The organism is Desulfosporosinus youngiae DSM 17734, assembly GCF_000244895.1.
In the GTDB taxonomy this organism is placed as follows: Bacteria; Bacillota; Desulfitobacteriia; order Desulfitobacteriales; family Desulfitobacteriaceae; genus Desulfosporosinus; species Desulfosporosinus youngiae.
Window position 1 is genome coordinate 1,201,445 of record NZ_CM001441.1, and the last position, 19,913, is coordinate 1,221,357.

The following is a 19,913-nucleotide window of genomic DNA, read 5'->3' on the forward strand; positions in this document are numbered from 1 at the left end:
CGGTTTTGAAACAACTCTGGCTCTTTAATCAGATAAATTCAGATCTACAACGGGTTGAAAAAGAACTGACTAAATTCGTGGAGACGGACTATCCGATTCTCCAAGATTCTGCTGTCCATTTATTGGCTGCAGGTGGTAAGCGATTGCGCCCGGCTTTTACGCTTTTAGCCGGGAAATTTTTTGGCTATCCTTTAGAGCGTTTAATGCCGGTAGCGATGGCCTTAGAACTTATTCATATGTCTTCCCTAGTTCATGATGATGTGGTGGATGCCTCGATGACCAGAAGAGGACGAGCCACGGTTAAAGCGAAATGGGGTAATATCGTTTCTGTAGAAACAGGGGATTATTTGTTAGCTAAATCCCTGATTCTCATCTCTAAGATTGATCATCCGGAGGTCGCACGGATTTTAGCCGAGATCAGTGTTGAAATGTGCCAAGGAGAGATTCAGCAAATAAAATGCTCCTTTGATGTGGAGCAGACACTAAAACAGTACTATTATCGAATCAAACGTAAAACAGCCTTGTTGATTTCTGCCTGCTGCAAATTAGGGGCATTGGTTTCAGGTGCTCCTAAGCGTCAGGTCTGGGCATTAGGTGCGTATGGTCATTCATTGGGAATGGCCTTTCAAATTGTCGATGATGTTTTAGATATTACAGCCAAGCCTTCCGAATTCGGTAAGCCGATTGGAGGGGATTTGCACCAGGGAATCATGACTTTACCTATGATCCTGGCGCTTAAATCAACGTCAGAGCCCTCTCGGTTAAAGGTGTTGCTTAAGAAGATGGATAAAACGGATGATGAAGTCTGGGAGACGATAGGATTAATAAAATCCAGCGGGGCGATTGATGAGTCTATGCGGCTTGTGGATTCATATATTGCCAAGGCTAAAAGACATCTTCAAGAATTACCCCGAATTCCGACACGTAAAGCCTTGGAAGAACTTGCTGAGTTTATTCGGACTCGCAAGTTTTAGAAGAAAGCATGAAAGTCCATAAGGATTAATTAGGCCCTGCGGCACGTCTGCAGGGCTTTTTGGTACTATCAGATCCACATGCCGCTTTGCGGCACAACTTATGAATAAAAAATGAATGCATTCATTTTTTATTGACAGCTTATGTATCTGTTAATATAATAATTGTGAAGCGATTCACTTTTGCTGGTTTGACCATTGTAATCTCTGAAGGGGGGGCATTATGCCGCAGGAAATAAGCAGGCGCGAGAAAAAGAAACTGCAGACAAGAAAGACGATAGCAGAAATAGCTCTCAAATTATTTTTCAGCAAAGGTTTCAATGAAACCACTATTGCGGAAATAATGGAAAATGCGGCTCTTGGAACAGGTACTTTTTATAATTACTTCGACTCCAAAGAAGCTATTTTAAAATACTGCCTTGCTGAAAGAATAGACAGGGCAAGTCAAACATGTGAAGATATACAGGCATCAACCTTAAATTCAACCCAAAAGCTATCCAAAATCCTGCAAGTTATTGGCAAGACCCATGGCGAGAACCGGCAGCTGATAGGGTTATATATGAAGTTTTACCATAATTCGGATAAAGTGGATAAAGAACCGCCCCATGGAGATCGATTTATGGAGATTTTAGCGAGTATTATTGTAGAAGGGCAAAACAAAAACGAGTTCAGACGAGATATTCCTCCTGAAATTATCAATGAGATGTTTTCTGCTATTCTTAAGTCCACAATGAGCAGCGATCTGAAAATTTCCTTTATGGACAATATCAATTTCAAACATTCTTTGCTGATAGAAGGTGTTACTAACCCCTCTGCCCTCGCCTAACTTCATATACAACTCTTTTTGGGGTATAATAAACCGATTGAAACATTTGCTTGGTTTTCCATAATAATCATGGACATTGTCAGAAAAGAGGGGATTTAGTGGAGGAACAGCGCGAGGGCATTGTGGAAGATATATGGCGCGTTTTCAGCTCAATGAAGTTAGGTCTTGTGTTATTGGGACTAGTAGCTCTTGCCTCAGGTTTGGGAACTGTGTTTCCTCAAGCGAACATAGAACCTGAGAAAGCCAAAGCTGTAGGACAGTTCTGGCAAATGCTTGGCTTTACCCAAGTCTATAGTACAATCTGGTTTCGCTTGTTATTAGGTCTGCTTTGCATTAATTTAATCGTTTGCAGTTTACAGCGTTTTCAGGGAATCTACAATAGAACCTTTGCTCTTAAATCTCCTGAGACCGTTTCATCAGTGCCTAATAAAATTAGAACAACAATCCCTGGCGAGAGTGAGTCTCTAAAGACGTCTGTGCAAAATGTGCTGAAAAGAAAGGGATTCAAGGTTACAACAACAGTCGGAGACAAAGGCTGGAGTTTCATAGCGATCAAAAGACGGTGGGGAAATTGGGGGTCACTTATTTCTCATATTTCGTTTGTTGTTTTAGTAATCGGAGCGATCATGGGAACAACTATGGGCTTTAAGGGTTTCTTTATGGTCGGTGCTGGGACAACCATACCTATAAGCTCGATCAATGTATCAAAAGGAACGGTTAAACAAGATTTCAGCGTACATATCTATTCTGCTGAGGACCGGATTTTAGCCAATGGAGAACGGGACAATTGGTATACGGATATGAGTATTATTGAAAATGGACAGGAAATAACCCGTCAAACAATCTCAGTTAATCATCCCCTCAAATACAAAGGCGTGACATTTTATCAGTCAAGTTTTGCCAATGGTGCTCGTCTAACTGTTGACATCAAAGATCAAAAGATCCCTGTGGTTCTACAAGATCACGGCGGAAATTACTTTCAAGCGCCAGGTACAGATCTCTATCTGATTGCCGAAGCAATTAGGAGCGACCCGCAGAAGCCCATGATGCTTTATAGAGTCTATAAAGGAAAAGGGGTCCAACCTGTACAAACAGGGCAAATCAGTGCTGGGGAAACCATTGACATTCAGGGTGAGTATAAGTTAACCCTGGACGGTAATGCCGGATTTACCGGATTACAAGTCAAACAAGACCCGGGAGTTATTGTCGTTTGGACAGGGTGTGCTTTATTGTTGTTAGGACTGCTCCTATCATTTTATTGGCGTACGATGGTTGTGTCAGGTGTTTTCGAATCCGGTCAGCTGACAATGGGGGCTATGGCCGGAAAAACAGCAGGTGGAGCCAAGCAAGAGTTTGATGATTTGATTCAGGATATTCAGGCTAAATAGCTCAGACTTAAATCCTGATGAGAATATAAGGGAGGATCAGTACGTTGGATCAAGGATTACAAAATCTTGAAACTTCATCATTCTATGTCATGTTAATGGCTTACACTTTGTGTATGATATTTTATTGGATTTGGATGGGTACCAAAAAAGAACTAATAGGTCAATTTGCTACGTATCTTGTCATTGTTGGCTTAATTGCCAACACTGCGGCCATCATCCTGCGGATGATTATAGCAGGGCGTCCGCCGCTTTCCAATTCCTATGAGTTTTTATTGACGTTTGTCTGGGGGATTACCTTAGTTTATCTGTTTATAGAGTATCGCTATAAGTTAAGATCTCTTGGCGGATTTGTCATGCCTATTGCCTTTATGATTTTGATGTTTATTATAATGAGCATGGGTCCGGAGGAACGAATTGCTCAAGCGATTCCGCCGGCACTTAAAAGTAAATGGCTGACCTTTCACGTCTTGACCGCGACATTAGCCTACGGAGCTTTTGCCATATCCTTCGGATTAGGAATTATGTATCTGCTAAAATTGGGCAAAGGAAACGAGAAATCCAATTCACAAGGAATTATCTCTCGTTTCCCTGCTTTAGAAATAATTGATGAGCTGTCGTATAAAGTCATTGGTTTCGCTTTTCCACTCCTAACCCTTTGCATCATTACAGGTGCAATTTGGGCAAATTACGCATGGGGTACATATTGGTCATGGGACCCTAAAGAGACCTGGTCACTGATTACCTGGATTATTTACGCGGCTTATTTACATGCCAGGTTAATGTATGGATGGAAGGGGAAGAGGGCGGCGTGGATGACCGTCTTTGGTTTCGCAGCAGTTTTGTTCACGTTCTTTGGAGTGAATTACTTTTTACCAGGCTTGCATTCTTATGCCAGCAGTCAATTAATCAGGTTCGTCTAACTATTCTCACGTAGATAATTAAAGATTGAAGATTTTGCAGGTAAAATGTCTAAATAAGCCGAATTTAAGGCTAGAGAAAAGCTAGAGAAGGTGACTAGAGTTTATGTCGCAGTATTATCCGATATTTATAGGCTTGAACACTCTGCCGGTTTTGGTCGTCGGTGGAGGAAATGTAGCTTTGCGCAAAGTTCAGACGCTCTTGGATCATGGAGCCCTGGTGCGCATTGTCTCCCCTCGTCTCGATCCGGAACTTCAGACACTGATTGATGGAAAAACATGTCTCTGGATCGAAAAAGAATATTCCTCAGACGATATTCAGGATGCTATGCTGGTCTTTTCATGTACAGAGATCGAGACAGTTAATGCCCAAGTGTCACGGGATGCCAAAGCTCATTATCGATTGGTGAATGTCGTTGATGATCCGGAAAAATGTAGTTTTATAGTACCCTCCATTATGGAACAAGGAGATCTTAAAATCGCCGTCTCGACAGGAGGAAGCAGCCCCATTGTAGCGCGTCAAGTGCGAGCGGAGTTAGAAAACTTATACGGCTCTGAAATGGCCGACTATCTAACCTTACTCAAAGAATGGAGAACTAAAGCTAAATCCGAATTGCCGCCTGAAAAACGCAGTGTCTTTTGGAACCGGGCGACAGATGGCGAAGTCAGAGAACTTATCAAAGCCCAGCGCTTAACCGAAGCGAAAGGAGTGGTAGAAACGTGTTTCCTGTCGCTATTGGATTAAATCATCGGAGCGCACCTGTAGAAATACGGGAAAAAATGAGTTTTCACCCTTCTCAAATGCAGAAGGCTCTTAAAGAACTAAGAGATTGCCCTGGAATTCTGGGGGCTGTGATTCTCAGTACCTGTAATCGTACGGAGATCTATGCCGCCACAACGGATGTAGAAACAGGGATCCGCTCAATTAAAGGGTTTTTTGCCAGTCATCACGGGCTGGAGGAAACCATACTTGAGAACTACTTATATGCACATACCTTATATGATGCCGTCCGCCATTTATACCGTGTAGTATCCGGGCTGGATTCCATGGTCCGGGGAGAAACTCAAATCCTTGGCCAGGTTAGCACTGCTTATCAACAAGCTAACGATGCCGGGGTTACCAACAAGGTAATCAATGTGCTTTTTCAAAATGCCTTAGCAGTGGGTAAACGGGTACGAACACAGACTTTGATCGACCAGCATCCTGTCTCCATCAGTTATACAGCCGTAGAGCTTGCGAAACAACAATTCGGAGAACTCCAAGGTAAAGGAATTTTAATTATGGGCGCAGGGGAAATGAGTACTCTGACAGCAAAATACTTGGTTTCGGCTGGGGCTACTACGGTTTTGGTATCCAATCGTTCGTATGAAAAAGCCGTTCTATTAGCACAGGAATGTTGTGGCCGCGCGGTACGGCTTGATGATGTTGATCAATATTTAGAGGAAGTGGATATTGTCATTTCTGCAACCGCCGCCAAACGTTTTGTGTTGATGCCGGAACGCATGCAGAGAATTATGGAGAAGCGGAAGAATCGCCCGATGCTCTTGATTGACATAGCTGTACCCCGGGATATTCATCCTGATGTAGGGCGGATACCACAGATCACCTTATTTGACATTGATGATTTGCGAGGTGTTGTCGACCGCCATCATCAAGAACGTGAGCTGGCAGCCGTCCAAGCCGAGAAAATTATCGATGAAGAAATGGACTTATTTCTTAAATGGCATAATTCATTATTTGTTATCCCAACGATCTTAGCTTTACAAGAAAAAGGAGAGCAAATTCGAGATCTCCAGGTAAAGCGTGCCCTGGAGCATTTATCAGGGTTAACACCTAAGCAGGAAAAAGCAATACGATCTATGGCCAATTCTATTGTTAATCATCTCTTGCATTTGCCAATTGTTAATCTTAAAGAGTATGCCAATACCAGCCAAGGGCATCTCTATACAGAAATATTGCAAAATCTATTTGATTTAGATGTGAATGAAGCGGGCACACGCCCGAGTCTGATCGTAAAAAAATCCCAGGAGCAAGGGTTTCATAGGAGGGCTGAATGAAGAACATCCGCATAGGAACTCGGGACAGCCAATTAGCAATGTGGCAAGCCGAGTGGGTACAAAGTCAACTAACTAAGCTTTATCCCGATCTCAACTTTGAGCTTGTCTCAATGAAAACCAAGGGCGATAAGATTCTCGATGTTCCCTTATCTAAAATCGGAGATAAAGGATTGTTTACTAAGGAGCTGGAACAGGGTCTGCTGAATGATGAGCTTGATATGGCGGTTCATAGTCTTAAAGACATGCCGACATTATTGCCTCCCGGATTAATCATAAGTGCTTTTTGTGAGAGGGAGGAGCCCCGGGACGTTTTTCTCAGCAAAAACGGGGTCCGGATCGAGGATTTACCTTCAGGAGCGATCATCGGCACAAGCAGCTTGCGCAGGAAATCACAACTTAAACATTATCGTCCTGATCTCAGCTTTATGGATTTGAGGGGAAATCTTCAAACCCGCTGGAGAAAGCTGCAAGAGTCTGATATGGCCGGCATTGTCCTTGCAGCCGCCGGTGTTAAACGGTTAGGGTGGGAAGAACGGATCACTCAGATTCTGCCGGAAGATATCATGCTGTCAGCGGTCGGGCAAGGGTCAATAGCGGTGGAAATTGATGAGAAACGTTCAGATATTGCAGAGTTGTTGTCTCGTCTAAACCATACTCCGACAGAACAAGCGGTGCATGCAGAGCGTACATTAATGCGCAAACTTGAAGGAGGCTGCCAAGTCCCCATTGGTGCTTTAGGACAAGTGGCAGACGGGCAGATCGTTCTTCGGGGAATGGTGGCGAGCTTGGATGGGCTTCGCCTTATTAAGGCTGAGGCTAAAGGGACTGATCCCGAAACAGTGGGCATTGAGGTTGCTGATCGTCTGATTGACCTGGGTGCCGCCTCGATATTAGCGGAAATACGATAAGAAATTTAGAAATTCACGTTTGTAAACGCGAAGTCTGGGATTTGAATGGTAAGATGATAGGAGTGTTCATGTTGAGTAAGGGATATGTATATTTAGTGGGTGCTGGTCCTGGAGACCCTAAGTTGATAACGGTTAAAGGGTCGGAATGTATTGCTAAAGCAGATGTTTTAGTCTATGATCGGTTAGCTTCGCGGCGTCTCCTGACCTTAGCCCGGCCCGATTGTGAACTCATTTATGTGGGTAAATCTCCGGATCGCCACACCCTAAAACAAGATGAAATTAACCAAGTCCTCGTGGATAAGGGGCTTGAAGGAAAAATAGTCACCCGTCTCAAGGGGGGGGATCCCTTTGTTTTTGGCCGGGGGGGAGAGGAAGCGGAAGCTTTGCTTAAAGCTGGGATTCAGTTTGAAGTGGTGCCAGGTATTACTTCGGCTATTGCTGTTCCAGCCTATGCCGGTATTCCCGTAACCCATCGGGATCTGACCTCTTCGTTCGCAGTTATAACAGGCCACGAAGACCCTACTAAGAATGAAACCAGCATACATTGGGACCACCTTGCCGGGTCTCATGGAACCCTTGTCTTCCTCATGGGTATGGAAAACCTCCCTCTGATTGCGCAAAAACTGATGGAAAATGGGAAAAAGCCAACCACCCCAGTGGGTATCATTCAATGGGGCACCAGACCTGAACAGCGAGCTCTGGTTGGGCAACTGGACACTATTGCTGAAGAGGTCAAAAAACAGAAATTCACCAACCCTTCGATTATTATCGTCGGGGAGGTTGTCTCACTGAGAGAAAAGCTTAAATGGTTCGAAAAGAAGCCCTTATTCGGGCAAAGGATAGTGGTCACTCGTGCTCGTCACCAGGCGAGCGTGCTGACACAGGAGATTGAAGCTTTGGGCGGAGAGGCATGGGAGTTTCCGACGATTGAAATTGCTCCGCCCTCGGATAATGCCTATTTGCTTAAAGCTTTGAATAATTTACAATATTTTAATTGGCTGATTTTTACCAGTGTTAACGGGGTTGAGGCGTTTTTCGAAGAGCTTAGCATTCAAGAGCGGGATGTTCGCTCTTTAGTTGGTCTGGAGATCGTTGCCATCGGGCCGGCTACTCAAGCCGCAATTGAGAAAAGAGGACTTCGGGCTGCCTATGTTCCGGATGAATATAAAGCAGAGAGTATAGTGGAAGGCCTTGCGGGCCGGGTATCTTCCGGTCAAAAGGTATTACTGGCCAGGGCAGAAGAAGCCAGAGATGTTTTGCCCGAATCTCTCAAGGCCATGGGGCTTGATGTTTGGGATGTCCCGTTTTACAGGACGGTTCTGGGAGATGCCAATCGTGGAGAATTGCAGCGTATGCTTCGTGAGAAGGAAATTCATAGGGTCACATTTACAAGTTCTTCGACAGTGCGTAATTTTGTAGAGCTATTAGATGGAGAAATCTCTTTACTGGAAGGTGTTTCGCTCTATTCCATCGGGCCTATTACCAGTGCCACTGCTCGAAAACTGGGTCTGACGATCTATAAAGAGGCAAATGAATATACGATCCAGGGATTAGTCAAAGCCTTATTGGAGGGATGAGAGTATGATAAGTGTCACAAAGCTCTTATTTGATACGGAATACTTCGGAGACTCTCTCCGTTACAGCAAACATTCGCTGGGGTCTCAGAATGGGACAACCGTAGGTTCCGGACCGGTGGTTGTATGGAATTCGACTCGTACCTGCAACTTAAAATGTGCCCATTGTTATATGGAATCGGATGCCCAAAAATATCAGGATGAACTGACAACGGTCGAAGCCAAGCGCTTTATTGATGATCTGGCTGAGTTTCGAGTTCCGGTGCTTCTTTTCTCCGGCGGCGAACCTTTGATTCGTCCTGACTTCTTTGAATTAGCTGAATATGCAACAGCCAAAGGTTTACGAGCAACCCTTTCGACCAATGGTACGTTGATTACGCCTGATGTGGCCAGGAGGATTAAAGAAATCGGAGTCGGCTATGTGGGTATTTCACTGGACGGACTCCAGGATGTTAATGACAAATTCCGGGGGAAAGAGGGCGCTTTTAAGGCAGCAATGGAAGGAATCCAAAATTGTGTTGCTGTTAATCAACGGGTAGGGCTGCGCTTTACCATTAATCATCATAATCTGCAAGAATTGGATAACATTTTTGATTTTATCGAAGCAGAAAATATTGATCGGGTTTGTTTCTACCATTTGGTTTATTCCGGCCGAGGCAGCCAGATGATTGCGGAGGATGTGACCCCTGAAGAATCCCGTCGGGCAATGGATACCATCATCCGGCGGACTCGGGATTTCGAAGAACGTGGACTAAAGAAGGAAATCCTGACGGTGGATAATCATTGTGATGGGGTTTACATGTATCTGCTGGCTCTGAATGAAGATCCTGCAAGGGCCGAACGGATTAAGAATCTGATTGGACTAAACGGCGGAAATCGTTCCGGCATAGCCTTTGGCGAAGTGGATCCCTTGGGGAACGTACACCCTGACCAATTTACCCAGCACATCACCTTTGGCAATGTCCGGGAGAGAAAATTTGGAGAGATTTGGAAGGATCTGACCCATCCTACCTTGGCTGGTCTGAAAGATCGTAAAGGTCTGCTTAAAGGACGTTGTGCATCATGTCAATACCTAAGCATGTGCAACGGTAATTTCCGGACCCGTGCGGAAGCTGTGACCGGAGATTATTGGGAGTCTGATCCCGCTTGTTATTTGACAGATCAGGAGATCGGGCTATAGCAAAGAATTGTCTGCAAACCTGCATGATTATCAGAGGAGGTCCCTGAGATGGAAATAAAAAGGCGCCCACGCCGTTTAAGAGTTAATGAAACTATTCGTAGTATGGTTCGGGAAAACCATATTAGAATTGAGAATTTGATTTATCCTATGTTCGTGATGCCGGGAGAGAAGAAAAAGGTGGAGATTTCCTCTATGCCCGGAATCTATAATTTTTCACTCGATGAATTTATCCTGGCGCTCGGGGAGGTCGTGGAACTGGGAGTTCCGGCGGTCTTGTTATTCGGGATCCCGGAGAGCAAGGATAGTGTAGGTTCGGGGGCTTACCATGAGCATGGGATCGTACAACAGGCAGTTCGTTTAGCCAAACAGCATTACCCGGATCTATATGTCATCACGGATGTTTGTTTGTGCGAATATACGGATCACGGACATTGCGGACTGATAGAAAACGGACAAGTTATGAACGACCCAACCCTTGACTTGCTTGCCAAGACGGCTCTTTCTCAGGCCCAAGCAGGTGCCGATATGGTGGCTCCTTCAGACATGATGGACGGCAGAGTTGCCGCCATTAGAAAAATGTTAGATAAAGAAGGATTTTCACAGATTCCGATTATGGCTTATTCGGCCAAGTTCGCCTCGGGTTTTTATGGACCTTTCCGGGAGGCAGCCGGGTCCACGCCGCAGTTTGGAGATCGCAGAACCTATCAAATGGATTCGGCCAATGGAAACGAAGCTATGCTGGAGACAGATTTAGACATTGAAGAGGGGGCTGACATGATTATTGTAAAGCCCGCTTTGTCCTACGGAGATATCATTTATCGCACTAAACAGAAATATGGCGTGCCATTAGCGGCTTACAATGTCAGCGGAGAATATGCCATGGTCAAAGCCGCTGCCGCCAACGGCTGGATTGATGAAAAACGCATTGTTATGGAGGCCCTATTGAGTATGAAGCGGGCAGGAGCGGATTTGCTGATTACGTATCACGCCTTGGATGTGGCGCGTTGGCTTAGAGAGGAGCGTTAAACATGATCGTTTCTTGGAATACGACCAATGATTGCAATATGTTTTGTGATCATTGCTATCGTGATGCTGGGTGCAAAGCCGAAGATGAACTCAGCACAACCCAGGCAAAGACCTTGTTGGAGCAAATTGCTAAAGCTGGCTTCAAGATTATGATTTTCAGCGGAGGAGAGCCTCTGTTGAGACCGGATATCGTCGAACTTGTGGCCCATGCCACCTCGTTAGGGTTGCGTCCGGTATTCGGAACCAACGGAACCCTCATCACTCCGGAGTTGGCTAAGCAGCTTAAAGAGGCTGGTGCGATGGGAATGGGAATATCCTTAGACTCACTCGACAAGGCTAAACATGACGAATTCCGAAAATTTCCGGGCGCTTGGGACGGAGCAGTACAAGGAATGGAAAATTGCCGGGAAGTTGGGCTGCCCTTCCAAATTCACACGACAGTGATGGATTGGAATGCCCATGAAGTGGAAGCCATCACGGATTTTGCTGTAGAGATTGGGGCCGTTGCTCATCATTTCTTCTTTCTTGTACCAACGGGAAGGGCAGTGTCCATCGAGGAAGAGTCTCTAAGGGCTGAGGCCTATGAAGATATACTGACTCGGATTATGCAGAAACAACAAACCGTAAATATTGAGTTAAAGCCGACTTGTGCTCCTCAGTTTATGCGGATCGCGAAACAAATGGGGATCGATATGCGCTTTAGCCGCGGTTGCTTAGCAGGGACCGCTTATTGTATTATCGGACCGAAAGGACAGGTCCAACCTTGTGCTTACCTGAATATTTCCTTGGGGGATGTTCGGGAGACCCCCTTTGATGAAATCTGGTGTAATAATGAAGTTCTGCAGACCCTGCGGACCCTGGATTACAAAGGCGGCTGCGGATCATGTCAGTATAAGCGTGCTTGCGGCGGCTGCCGTGCACGTGCTGCTTACTATAATGACGGGGATTATATGGCAGAGGAGCCGTGGTGCTTATATCACGGAAGGAAGGGGGTTCAGTATGGATGCAATTGACCGCGCCTTACTGAATGCCATTCAGAATAAATTTCCTATTGCAGTTTATCCTTATCAGAGCTTAGGGGAAGCCGTGGGAACAACGGAAGAAGACGCCTTTGAGCGGATTCGGCACCTACGACAGGCGGGGATTATTCGTCGTATAGGGGGGGTCTTTGATTCCCGTCGTTTAGGGTATTACAGTACCTTGTGTGCCGGCAAGGTTCCGGAAGAGAAAATCTCCGTCTTAGCCAAACGTTTGGAAGGACTTCCTGGAGTAACGCACAACTACCTGCGTGATCATGCCTATAATGTCTGGTTTACACTTATAGCCCGCTCTCATGCTGTCGCTGAACGCATCCTCCAGAACATACGAGAAGAAACGAAATTGGCCGATATCTATACTTTACCGGCTTCTCGGGTATTTAAGATTAATGTTAATTTTGATTTCGACAGTACGCTGGAGGATATAGAACAAGAAGAAAGTCAGAATGATTCCGGAGACAATGTTTTGCTCGGCGCTCATAAGGAAGAACTACCTCCTTATGAATTAACCAATGATGAGATCACTCTGATTCGAGTTATTCAAGGCGATCTGCCGGATTCCGCAACCCCATTTACTGTCCTGGCTGAAACGCTCCAATGGCCTGTTGACAAAGTAATCTCAGTTGCCAATCGGTTATTGGAAGTGAAAATCATCCGACGGTTCGGTGCGGTTCTTCGGCATCAAAAAGCAGGTTTCGTGGCCAATGCCATGGGAGTTTGGCAGGTTGATCCGGAGGTGACGGATAAGGTCGGTCAAATTATGGCCCGCTTTAAAGAAGTCAGTCATTGTTACCAGCGCCCCACTCTCCCTGATTGGCCTTATAACCTCTTTACGATGATTCATGGACGCTCAGCAAAGGATTGTGAAGATATCATGAAGAGTATTTCTTTGGCAACCGGTGTAAAGACTTATTCCATGCTCTTTAGTGTTGCCGAATTAAAAAAGAGCAGTATGCAATATTTCTTAGAAGATGAGGTTAACTAGAAAGGGGACATAATGTTTGAATTTTGTAGATGAAAAAAGCCGGCAAGCTTTTGTAAGAGCTCAAATGGTAATCCCCGGAGGGGTGAATTCGCCGGTCAGAGCGTTTAAATCTGTAGGGCGGGACCCGGTCTTTATTGACCGGGGTCAAGGAGCACATATCTGGGATATTGATGGCAACCAATACCTTGACTATGTGGGTTCCTGGGGTCCGTTAATTGTGGGACATGCTCATCCTGATGTGGTCGAAGCAATCAAGCGAGTAGCAGAGCGGGGAACAAGCTACGGTGCGCCGACTGAGGTCGAAACTGTATTGGCTGAAGAAGTCTTAAAAGCCTATCCTTCTATGGAAATGATTCGTATGGTTAATTCAGGGACAGAAGCGACCATGAGTGCCTTGCGTTTGGCACGAGGGGTCACCGGCAGATCCAAGATCGTAAAGTTTGAGGGCTGTTATCATGGTCATGCTGACCAACTTCTCATTAAGGCCGGAAGCGGAGCTCTTACCTTTGGGGTTCCAACTTCGCCGGGGGTTCCAACCCAAACGGCAGCCACAACAATCTCGGCTCAATTTAATGATCTTGAAGGGTTAGCAGAGATCTTTAAGCGTGAAGGAGAAGAGATTGCCTGTGTAATTCTGGAGCCCGTCGCCGGCAACATGGGTGTGGTTTTACCGGAAGAAGAGTTCTTAAAAGGAATTCGTCGTTTAACAGAACAGTATGGAGCATTACTGATCTTTGATGAAGTAATGACTGGATTTAGAGTCAGTTATGGAGGGGCACAGGCCCATTTTGGAATCGATCCGGATTTGACCTGCCTGGGTAAAGTGATCGGCGGGGGACTGCCGGTGGGCGCTTATGGCGGAAAACGCCGATTCATGGAACAGATTTCTCCGAGCGGTCCGATTTATCAAGCGGGTACCCTTTCCGGGAATCCATTAGCGATGAATGCTGGGTTAGCAACCTTAAAACTGTTACAACGGCCGGGGACCTATCAAGAGTTGCAAGCCAGGACGACGAAACTTGCGGAAGGGTTAAAGCAGATCGCTCAAGAAGCGGGACTTCCGATTTGGGTGAATGCTGTTGGAGCGATGTTCTCCGCCTTTTTCACAAACACTCCCGTCAAAGACTATGCCAGCGCCTGCACATCCGACGTGGAACAGTTTGCTAAGTTCTTCCGTGGAATGTTAGAACGTGGTATTTACTTAGCTCCCAGTCAATTTGAAGCCGTCTTTTTATCAACGGCACATACAGACGCTGACATCGACCATACCTTGGAGCAAGCCCGAATCGTTCTTAAAACCCTGTAAGTTTTTCTTATAACCCAACTTATAGTTCAATGAAATACTTAGCGTTGCCTTAATAATGTGAAACCTTAAATACGGGGGTGCTTTCCTGGATGGAACGTAAACGCGTTATAAGAACCCTCATTTCGTTCAGCCTAGCGGCTACCTTGATTGCGGTTCTCTATCTTTCTCAAAATAGCGATCCATCAAACCCGCATTCCTCAGTGCCCAGAGAAACATGGATTCATGGCCCGAAGGGACATGGATATGCCGTCATGAATAATCAACAACCGTGGAAACAGTGTTATGAATGTCATGAAAAGCAGGGTTTGGGCGGCGAAGCATATTGTCAGAGTTGTCATGACCAATCGGGTACGGAGGTGACGATACCCCAAAAGCCTTCACAGTAGCGTCTGTTATCATAATCAGGCCAGACTAGTTAAGTTAAAAAAAGCCGGAGAACGAAAGAGTGAACTGCCCCACGTCAAACGCATGAGAAATAGCTAAAAGAGCGAAAGATATGGTAAACTTTCCCCAAGAGAAGAGGGGGGTTTATGATGAAAGAGCTCTTTGCAGAAATCGAACGAATCAATGACCCAAGGCAAGCCTATAAAACTAAGCACAAACTGATTGATATCGTAGTCATTGTGTTGATCGGAATGTTAGCCAATGCGGATACCTGGGAGGAAATCCAAATCTTTGCTGTTTCTAGACAGACCCTTTTGAGGAAGTATCTGGACCTTCCCCATGGTATTCCTTCGCATGATACCCTCCAGCGTGTCATGGCGCTTATTCATCCGGAAGTTATGAGGCAGATACAAACGGCTTTCAACCAAATGCTAAGCCAAGAAGAAGGAGAAGCCCTTAAGAAGCTCATCAATATCGACGGAAAAACGATGCGTGGCAGTGCGGTGAATGAAAAGCGTCCTCTGCATGTCGTCTCAGCTTGGTGCAAAGAAGATGGAGTCTGTTTTGGTCAAACCGTCGTCCATGAGAAAGAGAATGAAATCGTAGCCATTCCAGAACTCCTTAAGACCTTAACGATCAAGGGATCCATTATCACTCTAGACGCGATGGGTACACAAACTAAAATTGCCGAACAAATCATTAAGCAAAAGGGAGATTATGTGTTAGCCCTCAAAGAGAATCAAGGGAATCTATACAAAGACGTAGTCTTGTATTTTGAAGATGAAGAATTCCAAACAAAAGCAGCCTATACCCAAACGATAGAAAAAGCACGAAGTCAACTAGAGAAACGCCAATATTATCAGAGTGATGATCTATCGTGGCTGCCGGATCGACAGAAATGGAAAGGTCTAAAAAGTATAGGAATGGTCGTCAAAACCATTGAAAAGAAAGGTCAAATCAAGAAAGAGAAGAGATATTATATCAGTAGTTTGCCGCTGGATGTGGAGTCGATGGCGAAAGCCGTGAGAGGACATTGGGCGATTGAAAGTATGCATTGGCAGTTGGATGTGACCTTTCGAGAAGACAGTAACACGACGTTGGATAAAAACGCGGCATTAAACCTAAACATCTTACGCAAAATGTGCCTGCCTCTTTTGAAACGATTAGACATAGGAATGAGAGCTTCGTTAAAGGGTAAACGGTTTGCTTTTTGTTCTGATCCAGTCAAATATATCGAACAATTCATGCAAATGTAGTTTTTAAAATTCTCGTTACAAGCTTTATCAGATTAAGTGTTTTCATGCGTTTGACGTGTGAACTGCCCCCTGTCTACTTGACAGGGGGCAGTTCACTCTTTCGTTCCCGGCTAATTTGGCGCTTAAGTTTGAAAGCTTAACTAATAAGCAGGAATACCTTGGCAATTTGTCTAATTAAACTGCTGAAGATTAATTAGACCATTGGGAGGTGAATACATGAAGTTTACTCAGAAAATAATCTCTCTGATTCCTTCAGTTACCGAAATCTTATACTACTTAGGTCTGGAGGCAAAGGTCGTCGGGATAACAGAAAACTGCAATTATCCGGAAGAAACTAAATTCAAGTGCAAAGTTGGTACATTTGGACATCCGCGGCTATCGGCAATTCTCGGCCTGGAACCGGACATTGTTTTAGCTGATGGGGCATTACACAAAAAACTTATAGAAGATTTGCAGAGGAATAAAATTATAGTTATTGAGGCTACTCCTATAAATGTGAACGATATTTTCATTCTCATGAGTAAATTAGGTTCTTTAAGCCACACTGAACTTACAGTGCAGCCGCTAATAAATAGATTAAGAGAGAGGGTCGATAGACTTATCCGGAAGTCTGTCGTTAGAAGACCACGGGTCTTTCGTTTAATGAGTACAGATCCTTTGGTTACTCCTGGGCTCCAATCCTTCCAATATGATGCTCTGCTGCTAGCCGGAGCTCAGTTGATGGATTTCCGGGCTAATGACCCTTACGTCAAAGTGAGCTGGGATCAAGTCAGAAGATTTGACCCGGAAGTGATATTGTTTTGTGGCGTAGAACAAGGACAGTCCTTACCTTTGAAATGTAAAGGATGTATTGCTAAGAACCCCATATGCCATAGAACTGTAGAGGATATTTTAGATTTGGAATGGGAGCATATTACGGCGTTTCGAGAAAACAGAATTTATCCTGTTTCTTGTGATACAATCTGCAGACCTGGACCAAGGTTAATTGATGGCGTAGAGAAGCTGCATAATCTATTTTATCGAAAATAATACCTGCCCCCATAATATCGTTTACAGTTTCTCATCTAAGTCTATTTACCGTGGTAGTATCCAAGTACCTCCGGTTTCCTGGATTGCTACCTTTTCCATTTGGCCTGAAGCTGCTTGACGAAAACGAATAATGGGCTCTTTCATAGGTTCTCTGGATAGATTAAACGCTCCCCAATGCATGGGAATGACCCATTTGGCGGAGATCTCCTCTGCCATTTTCCAAGCCTGTTCAGGAGTAGCATGTTTTGCTTCGAAGGACTTTGGAGAATAGGCCCCGATCCCCATAATGGCTAAGTCAATAGGTATCCCGCTTAATTGTTGCTTAATCAGTTCAGTGTAACCTGTGTCTGCTCCGAAAAATATATGAATACCGTTTTTGGACAAAAGGAGACTATTAGCTTCCATGCCTTTCTTCCAGGGAATCCGCGCTCCCCAATGCTGTCCCTCGATGGCTGTGACATTAACTCCGGCTAAAGACTTACTATCTTGCCAGTGGATTTCATTGATGGATTTAAATTTCATACCGTCCCACAAAGGAAGAGTATTTTTCGCAGTAACGACAGAAGTATTGGGTGATTGCAACTTGCGTAATGTTGGATAATCAAAGTGATCTGTGTGAGCATGCGATACAAGTACTAAATCAATAGGACCAACTTCGTCGCTGCTAAGTGCGGAAGCTATATAACGACTGGGACCTATTGTCAGGTTACCTATAGGGGTAATACCAATATGTGAGTTTAGGGCGGGATCAATTAGAATTCGTGTACCAAAGAAATTGATCAAAAAACTGGCGTGGCCAAGCCAGGAGACCGTTACGTCGTCATTCGACCATTTGTTAGGAGTAGGAATAAAGTTAGGTTTAACTAATTTTTGTCCAGTCTTATTCTCACTTTGTTTACCAAAGACATTATCTATAACACTATAACCTCCAGTCAAGCCTAGAGTACCTAACAGACCCAAGCCAATAAACTTACGCCGGGATAATCGTTTTGGGGTCGGGTTAAGTGACTCGGAACTAATTAGATTGATCTGATTCTTCAAAGAGTTTCACTCCTGTACTGATCTGAAGTTGTAATTTAATCATTATAATTGTAACAAGAGAAGTTGAGTTTGTCTAAGCAGTATGAAACGTATTTTTTATGCTGCTTTCTTTAATTCTTTAATAGGAAAGGAGTGGGACAAGGTTTATTTTCATAATATTATGCATTGGGTATTTAATACAAAGGATTTTTTTGATTTATAAAGAATATATAAATTATTCTGATATTATTAGCAGTTTGGATTAACAAGGAGGGGATGAAATGTCGGTAAGCAGTGAATACAGTAAAGAGCAATTGATGGCATTGAAGGAGAGAGAACAAAGAGAACGAATTTTTAACAAACTGGGAGGGATCAGTGCGGCAATTATTGCCATTGTCTTTGTAATTGCTAAATTACAAAGCTAAAAAAGGTCCTCCAAATTCCTTGGCTTTTGCTATCGGTTTAATCTTATTCGCTATTGCTAGATAAAAGGTTATCATTTCCCTACGTTGAGGTAATATTTCGGTATGACCTTAATTCAGACTTTAGACTTCCCCTTGTCTTTCGTGAGAGATAAGGGGGTTTTCTTTGGGGTTTTCTGCCCAAGACTTTAGGTTTACATCTAATAAATAAAGGAAAAGAATAAAACAAGTCTGGTTATAAATTATGAAATGAGTGTCAAAGGAGGCTAAGATTGAATAGTCTAAGTTATTCATGGGATATGAGAAGAAATGGGAAGCTGATCTATAAGAAAACAGTTGAATTTAGCTGAATTAAAATAGGAAATGGGGAAAAGGAGCGAGAGAGATGAAAATGAGACAGGTTCTTCATAATTGGTGGAAGTGGATCTGTTACATCTTCCGACGGTTCCCTAAGAAAACACAGGTTCGGCCGACCTTCAGCAGTTCATTTATTCAGTATTGGTATTGTCAAAACTGGGACCATGATCGCTGGATTGAAGAGTATCAAATGTTACAAAAGATAGGCATCAATGAAATAATCCTCCAAAACATCGCTGATACCAAAGCACGTTATGCTGTGTATCCGACGAAAATGGATGGATATACATGCAACAGTATTGATATGGTTAAGACAGCCTTGCGTGCTGCCGATGCCCTTGGCATGAATGTCCGTATTGGCTTGGGATATAGCGAGGACTGGTGGTCACAAAATATTTATGATCAGACCTGGTTAGATGAAGAGGCTGAGGTCAATACAGCGATTCTCAAAGAAATTGTCACGATGTATGGTGAACATAAATCACTCAACGGCTGGTATATTCCCTATGAATTTCACCCGCTGACGGCGCTGGGTCTCGTCCAGCAAGCGGATATAAACCGATTCTTTCAAAGAATATCAAGTGCAATCAAGCTGAATAGTAAGAAGACAATTATGGTTGCTCCATTTTATAAGGCACAGTTGAAATCTCATATAACCTTGGCCACTTGGTCATATCTTGTGCATCATATCCTTAAAGATACAGGAATTGACATTCTTGCTTTGCAAGATAGTGTCGGGGCAGGTTTTAATGAGCTGGAGCATTTAGATGAGATTTATGCTTACACTAAGAAGGCTACTGATGAAATCGGCCTGGTCCTATATGCAGTCACTGAAACCTTTGAAATGAATGGAACAGACTATCTGCCGGCAAAGCATAGTCGGATTAGTGCGCAACTATCCAAAGAGTCAGCTTACGTAAGTGGATTCGTAGCTTTTAGCATAGATCACTATCAAAATGGCAACGAATCAACTCAAGTTGCAGGTTATGAGGAATACTATCGCTACTATTTAGAGCATCAAACGTAAGAAAATGTCTTGTGAGCTCAACCCTTAAGGTATTAAAGGGTCATTTTGCTATTATTTGCCGTTATCAGAAAATAATAAATTTGTTGATGGATTAATTAGAATGTGATATTATATCTCTAATCCAAAAATAGTTGTGAAACGTGGTTTTGAATAATGAAACAAAAAATCATGGAGTAGCCACCCATGTCGTTAAGGTGGCACCAGCAGAAGATGAAAATGAGAGTGCTCCTGGGTCGGGCAGC

Annotated in this window: 19 protein-coding genes; 18 read left to right on the forward strand and 1 reads right to left on the reverse strand. The window is 44.1% G+C overall.

Annotated features, from left to right (window positions below):
- Window positions 1–5 precede the first annotated feature (5 nt).
- The 16 genes from DESYODRAFT_RS05875 to DESYODRAFT_RS05950 all read left to right on the forward strand — a co-directional run bounded on the left by DESYODRAFT_RS05875 (window position 6) and on the right by DESYODRAFT_RS05950 (window position 16,845).
- Window positions 6–974 (forward strand): polyprenyl synthetase family protein, encoded by a 969-nt coding sequence (locus tag DESYODRAFT_RS05875; protein WP_007780667.1) that lies wholly within the window; start codon window positions 6–8, stop codon window positions 972–974.
- A gap of 220 nt (window positions 975–1,194) precedes the next feature.
- Window positions 1,195–1,797: a TetR/AcrR family transcriptional regulator gene (locus DESYODRAFT_RS05880; protein WP_007780669.1), complete on the forward strand. Its 603-nt coding sequence runs from the start codon at window positions 1,195–1,197 to the stop codon at window positions 1,795–1,797.
- Between the two features lie 98 nt (window positions 1,798–1,895).
- Complete coding sequence (locus DESYODRAFT_RS05885; RefSeq protein ID WP_007780671.1) at window positions 1,896–3,185, forward strand: cytochrome c biogenesis ResB family protein; 1,290 nt, start codon at window positions 1,896–1,898, stop codon at window positions 3,183–3,185.
- A 44-nt stretch (window positions 3,186–3,229) separates the two neighbouring features.
- Window positions 3,230–4,105, forward strand: a complete 876-nt coding sequence (gene ccsB / locus DESYODRAFT_RS05890; RefSeq protein WP_007780673.1) for a c-type cytochrome biogenesis protein CcsB — start codon at window positions 3,230–3,232, stop codon at window positions 4,103–4,105.
- 103 nt (window positions 4,106–4,208) lie between these two features.
- A complete protein-coding gene (locus tag DESYODRAFT_RS05895; protein WP_007780675.1) occupies window positions 4,209–4,847 on the forward strand; it encodes a precorrin-2 dehydrogenase/sirohydrochlorin ferrochelatase family protein in 639 nt (212 codons plus the stop codon).
- Window positions 4,823–6,160 carry a glutamyl-tRNA reductase gene (hemA, locus tag DESYODRAFT_RS05900; RefSeq protein WP_007780679.1) on the forward strand — a complete coding sequence of 446 codons (1,338 nt, stop codon included), beginning with the start codon at window positions 4,823–4,825 and terminating at the stop codon, window positions 6,158–6,160. The genes DESYODRAFT_RS05895 and hemA overlap by 25 nt, the downstream gene beginning before the upstream one ends.
- Window positions 6,157–7,068, forward strand: coding sequence for a hydroxymethylbilane synthase (gene hemC, locus DESYODRAFT_RS05905; RefSeq protein WP_007780681.1), 912 nt, complete (start codon window positions 6,157–6,159; stop codon window positions 7,066–7,068). Before hemA ends, hemC begins: the two co-directional genes overlap by 4 nt.
- Before the next feature lie 71 nt (window positions 7,069–7,139).
- Window positions 7,140–8,645 (forward strand): uroporphyrinogen-III C-methyltransferase, encoded by a 1,506-nt coding sequence (gene cobA / locus DESYODRAFT_RS05910; protein ID WP_042338263.1) that lies wholly within the window; start codon window positions 7,140–7,142, stop codon window positions 8,643–8,645.
- Between the two features lie 4 nt (window positions 8,646–8,649).
- Complete coding sequence (gene nirJ1, locus DESYODRAFT_RS05915) at window positions 8,650–9,822, forward strand: putative heme d1 biosynthesis radical SAM protein NirJ1 (protein ID WP_007780686.1); 1,173 nt, start codon at window positions 8,650–8,652, stop codon at window positions 9,820–9,822.
- A 48-nt stretch (window positions 9,823–9,870) separates the two neighbouring features.
- Window positions 9,871–10,848 carry a porphobilinogen synthase gene (hemB, locus tag DESYODRAFT_RS05920; protein ID WP_007780689.1) on the forward strand — a complete coding sequence of 326 codons (978 nt, stop codon included), beginning with the start codon at window positions 9,871–9,873 and terminating at the stop codon, window positions 10,846–10,848.
- Between the two features lie 2 nt (window positions 10,849–10,850).
- The gene (gene nirJ2 / locus DESYODRAFT_RS05925; protein ID WP_007780693.1) at window positions 10,851–11,861 is read left to right on the forward strand and encodes a putative heme d1 biosynthesis radical SAM protein NirJ2; all 1,011 of its coding nucleotides are present in this window, start codon (window positions 10,851–10,853) and stop codon (window positions 11,859–11,861) included.
- The gene (gene ahbB, locus DESYODRAFT_RS05930) at window positions 11,848–12,870 is read left to right on the forward strand and encodes a siroheme decarboxylase subunit beta (RefSeq protein WP_007780695.1); all 1,023 of its coding nucleotides are present in this window, start codon (window positions 11,848–11,850) and stop codon (window positions 12,868–12,870) included. Before nirJ2 ends, ahbB begins: the two co-directional genes overlap by 14 nt.
- Before the next feature lie 16 nt (window positions 12,871–12,886).
- Window positions 12,887–14,176, forward strand: coding sequence for a glutamate-1-semialdehyde 2,1-aminomutase (hemL, locus tag DESYODRAFT_RS05935; protein ID WP_007780696.1), 1,290 nt, complete (start codon window positions 12,887–12,889; stop codon window positions 14,174–14,176).
- An 89-nt stretch (window positions 14,177–14,265) separates the two neighbouring features.
- Entirely contained in the window at window positions 14,266–14,562 is a 297-nt protein-coding gene (locus tag DESYODRAFT_RS05940) for a hypothetical protein (RefSeq protein ID WP_007780698.1), read from the forward strand.
- Window positions 14,563–14,706: 144 nt separating this feature from the next.
- Window positions 14,707–15,816 (forward strand): ISAs1 family transposase, encoded by a 1,110-nt coding sequence (locus tag DESYODRAFT_RS05945; protein ID WP_242833542.1) that lies wholly within the window; start codon window positions 14,707–14,709, stop codon window positions 15,814–15,816.
- A gap of 216 nt (window positions 15,817–16,032) precedes the next feature.
- A complete protein-coding gene (locus DESYODRAFT_RS05950) occupies window positions 16,033–16,845 on the forward strand; it encodes an ABC transporter substrate-binding protein (RefSeq protein WP_007780703.1) in 813 nt (270 codons plus the stop codon).
- Window positions 16,846–16,890: 45 nt separating this feature from the next.
- Here DESYODRAFT_RS05950 and DESYODRAFT_RS05955 read toward each other — a convergent pair whose 3' ends face one another.
- Window positions 16,891–17,886 (reverse strand): MBL fold metallo-hydrolase, encoded by a 996-nt coding sequence (locus DESYODRAFT_RS05955; RefSeq protein WP_007780705.1) that lies wholly within the window; start codon window positions 17,884–17,886, stop codon window positions 16,891–16,893.
- A 260-nt stretch (window positions 17,887–18,146) separates the two neighbouring features.
- Here DESYODRAFT_RS05955 and DESYODRAFT_RS28605 point away from each other — a divergent pair, with 260 nt between their 5' ends.
- Window positions 18,147–18,290 carry a hypothetical protein gene (locus tag DESYODRAFT_RS28605; protein ID WP_007780708.1) on the forward strand — a complete coding sequence of 48 codons (144 nt, stop codon included), beginning with the start codon at window positions 18,147–18,149 and terminating at the stop codon, window positions 18,288–18,290.
- A gap of 382 nt (window positions 18,291–18,672) precedes the next feature.
- Window positions 18,673–19,671 (forward strand): DUF4434 domain-containing protein, encoded by a 999-nt coding sequence (locus tag DESYODRAFT_RS05960; RefSeq protein ID WP_007780710.1) that lies wholly within the window; start codon window positions 18,673–18,675, stop codon window positions 19,669–19,671.
- The last annotated feature ends 242 nt before the right edge of the window (window positions 19,672–19,913 follow it).

Coding starts and splice junctions, on each gene's coding strand:
- nirJ1 (WP_007780686.1), top strand. CDS start 8,650: ATGATAAGTGTCACAAAGCTCTTATTTGATACGGAATACTTCGGAGAC.
- DESYODRAFT_RS05945 (WP_242833542.1), top strand. CDS start 14,707: ATGATGAAAGAGCTCTTTGCAGAAATCGAACGAATCAATGACCCAAGG.
- DESYODRAFT_RS05950 (WP_007780703.1), top strand. CDS start 16,033: ATGAAGTTTACTCAGAAAATAATCTCTCTGATTCCTTCAGTTACCGAA.
- nirJ2 (WP_007780693.1), top strand. CDS start 10,851: ATGATCGTTTCTTGGAATACGACCAATGATTGCAATATGTTTTGTGAT.
- hemB (WP_007780689.1), top strand. CDS start 9,871: ATGGAAATAAAAAGGCGCCCACGCCGTTTAAGAGTTAATGAAACTATT.
- DESYODRAFT_RS05880 (WP_007780669.1), top strand. CDS start 1,195: ATGCCGCAGGAAATAAGCAGGCGCGAGAAAAAGAAACTGCAGACAAGA.
- DESYODRAFT_RS28605 (WP_007780708.1), top strand. CDS start 18,147: ATGTCGGTAAGCAGTGAATACAGTAAAGAGCAATTGATGGCATTGAAG.
- DESYODRAFT_RS05895 (WP_007780675.1), top strand. CDS start 4,209: ATGTCGCAGTATTATCCGATATTTATAGGCTTGAACACTCTGCCGGTT.
- hemC (WP_007780681.1), top strand. CDS start 6,157: ATGAAGAACATCCGCATAGGAACTCGGGACAGCCAATTAGCAATGTGG.
- DESYODRAFT_RS05940 (WP_007780698.1), top strand. CDS start 14,266: ATGGAACGTAAACGCGTTATAAGAACCCTCATTTCGTTCAGCCTAGCG.
- DESYODRAFT_RS05960 (WP_007780710.1), top strand. CDS start 18,673: ATGAAAATGAGACAGGTTCTTCATAATTGGTGGAAGTGGATCTGTTAC.
- ahbB (WP_007780695.1), top strand. CDS start 11,848: ATGGATGCAATTGACCGCGCCTTACTGAATGCCATTCAGAATAAATTT.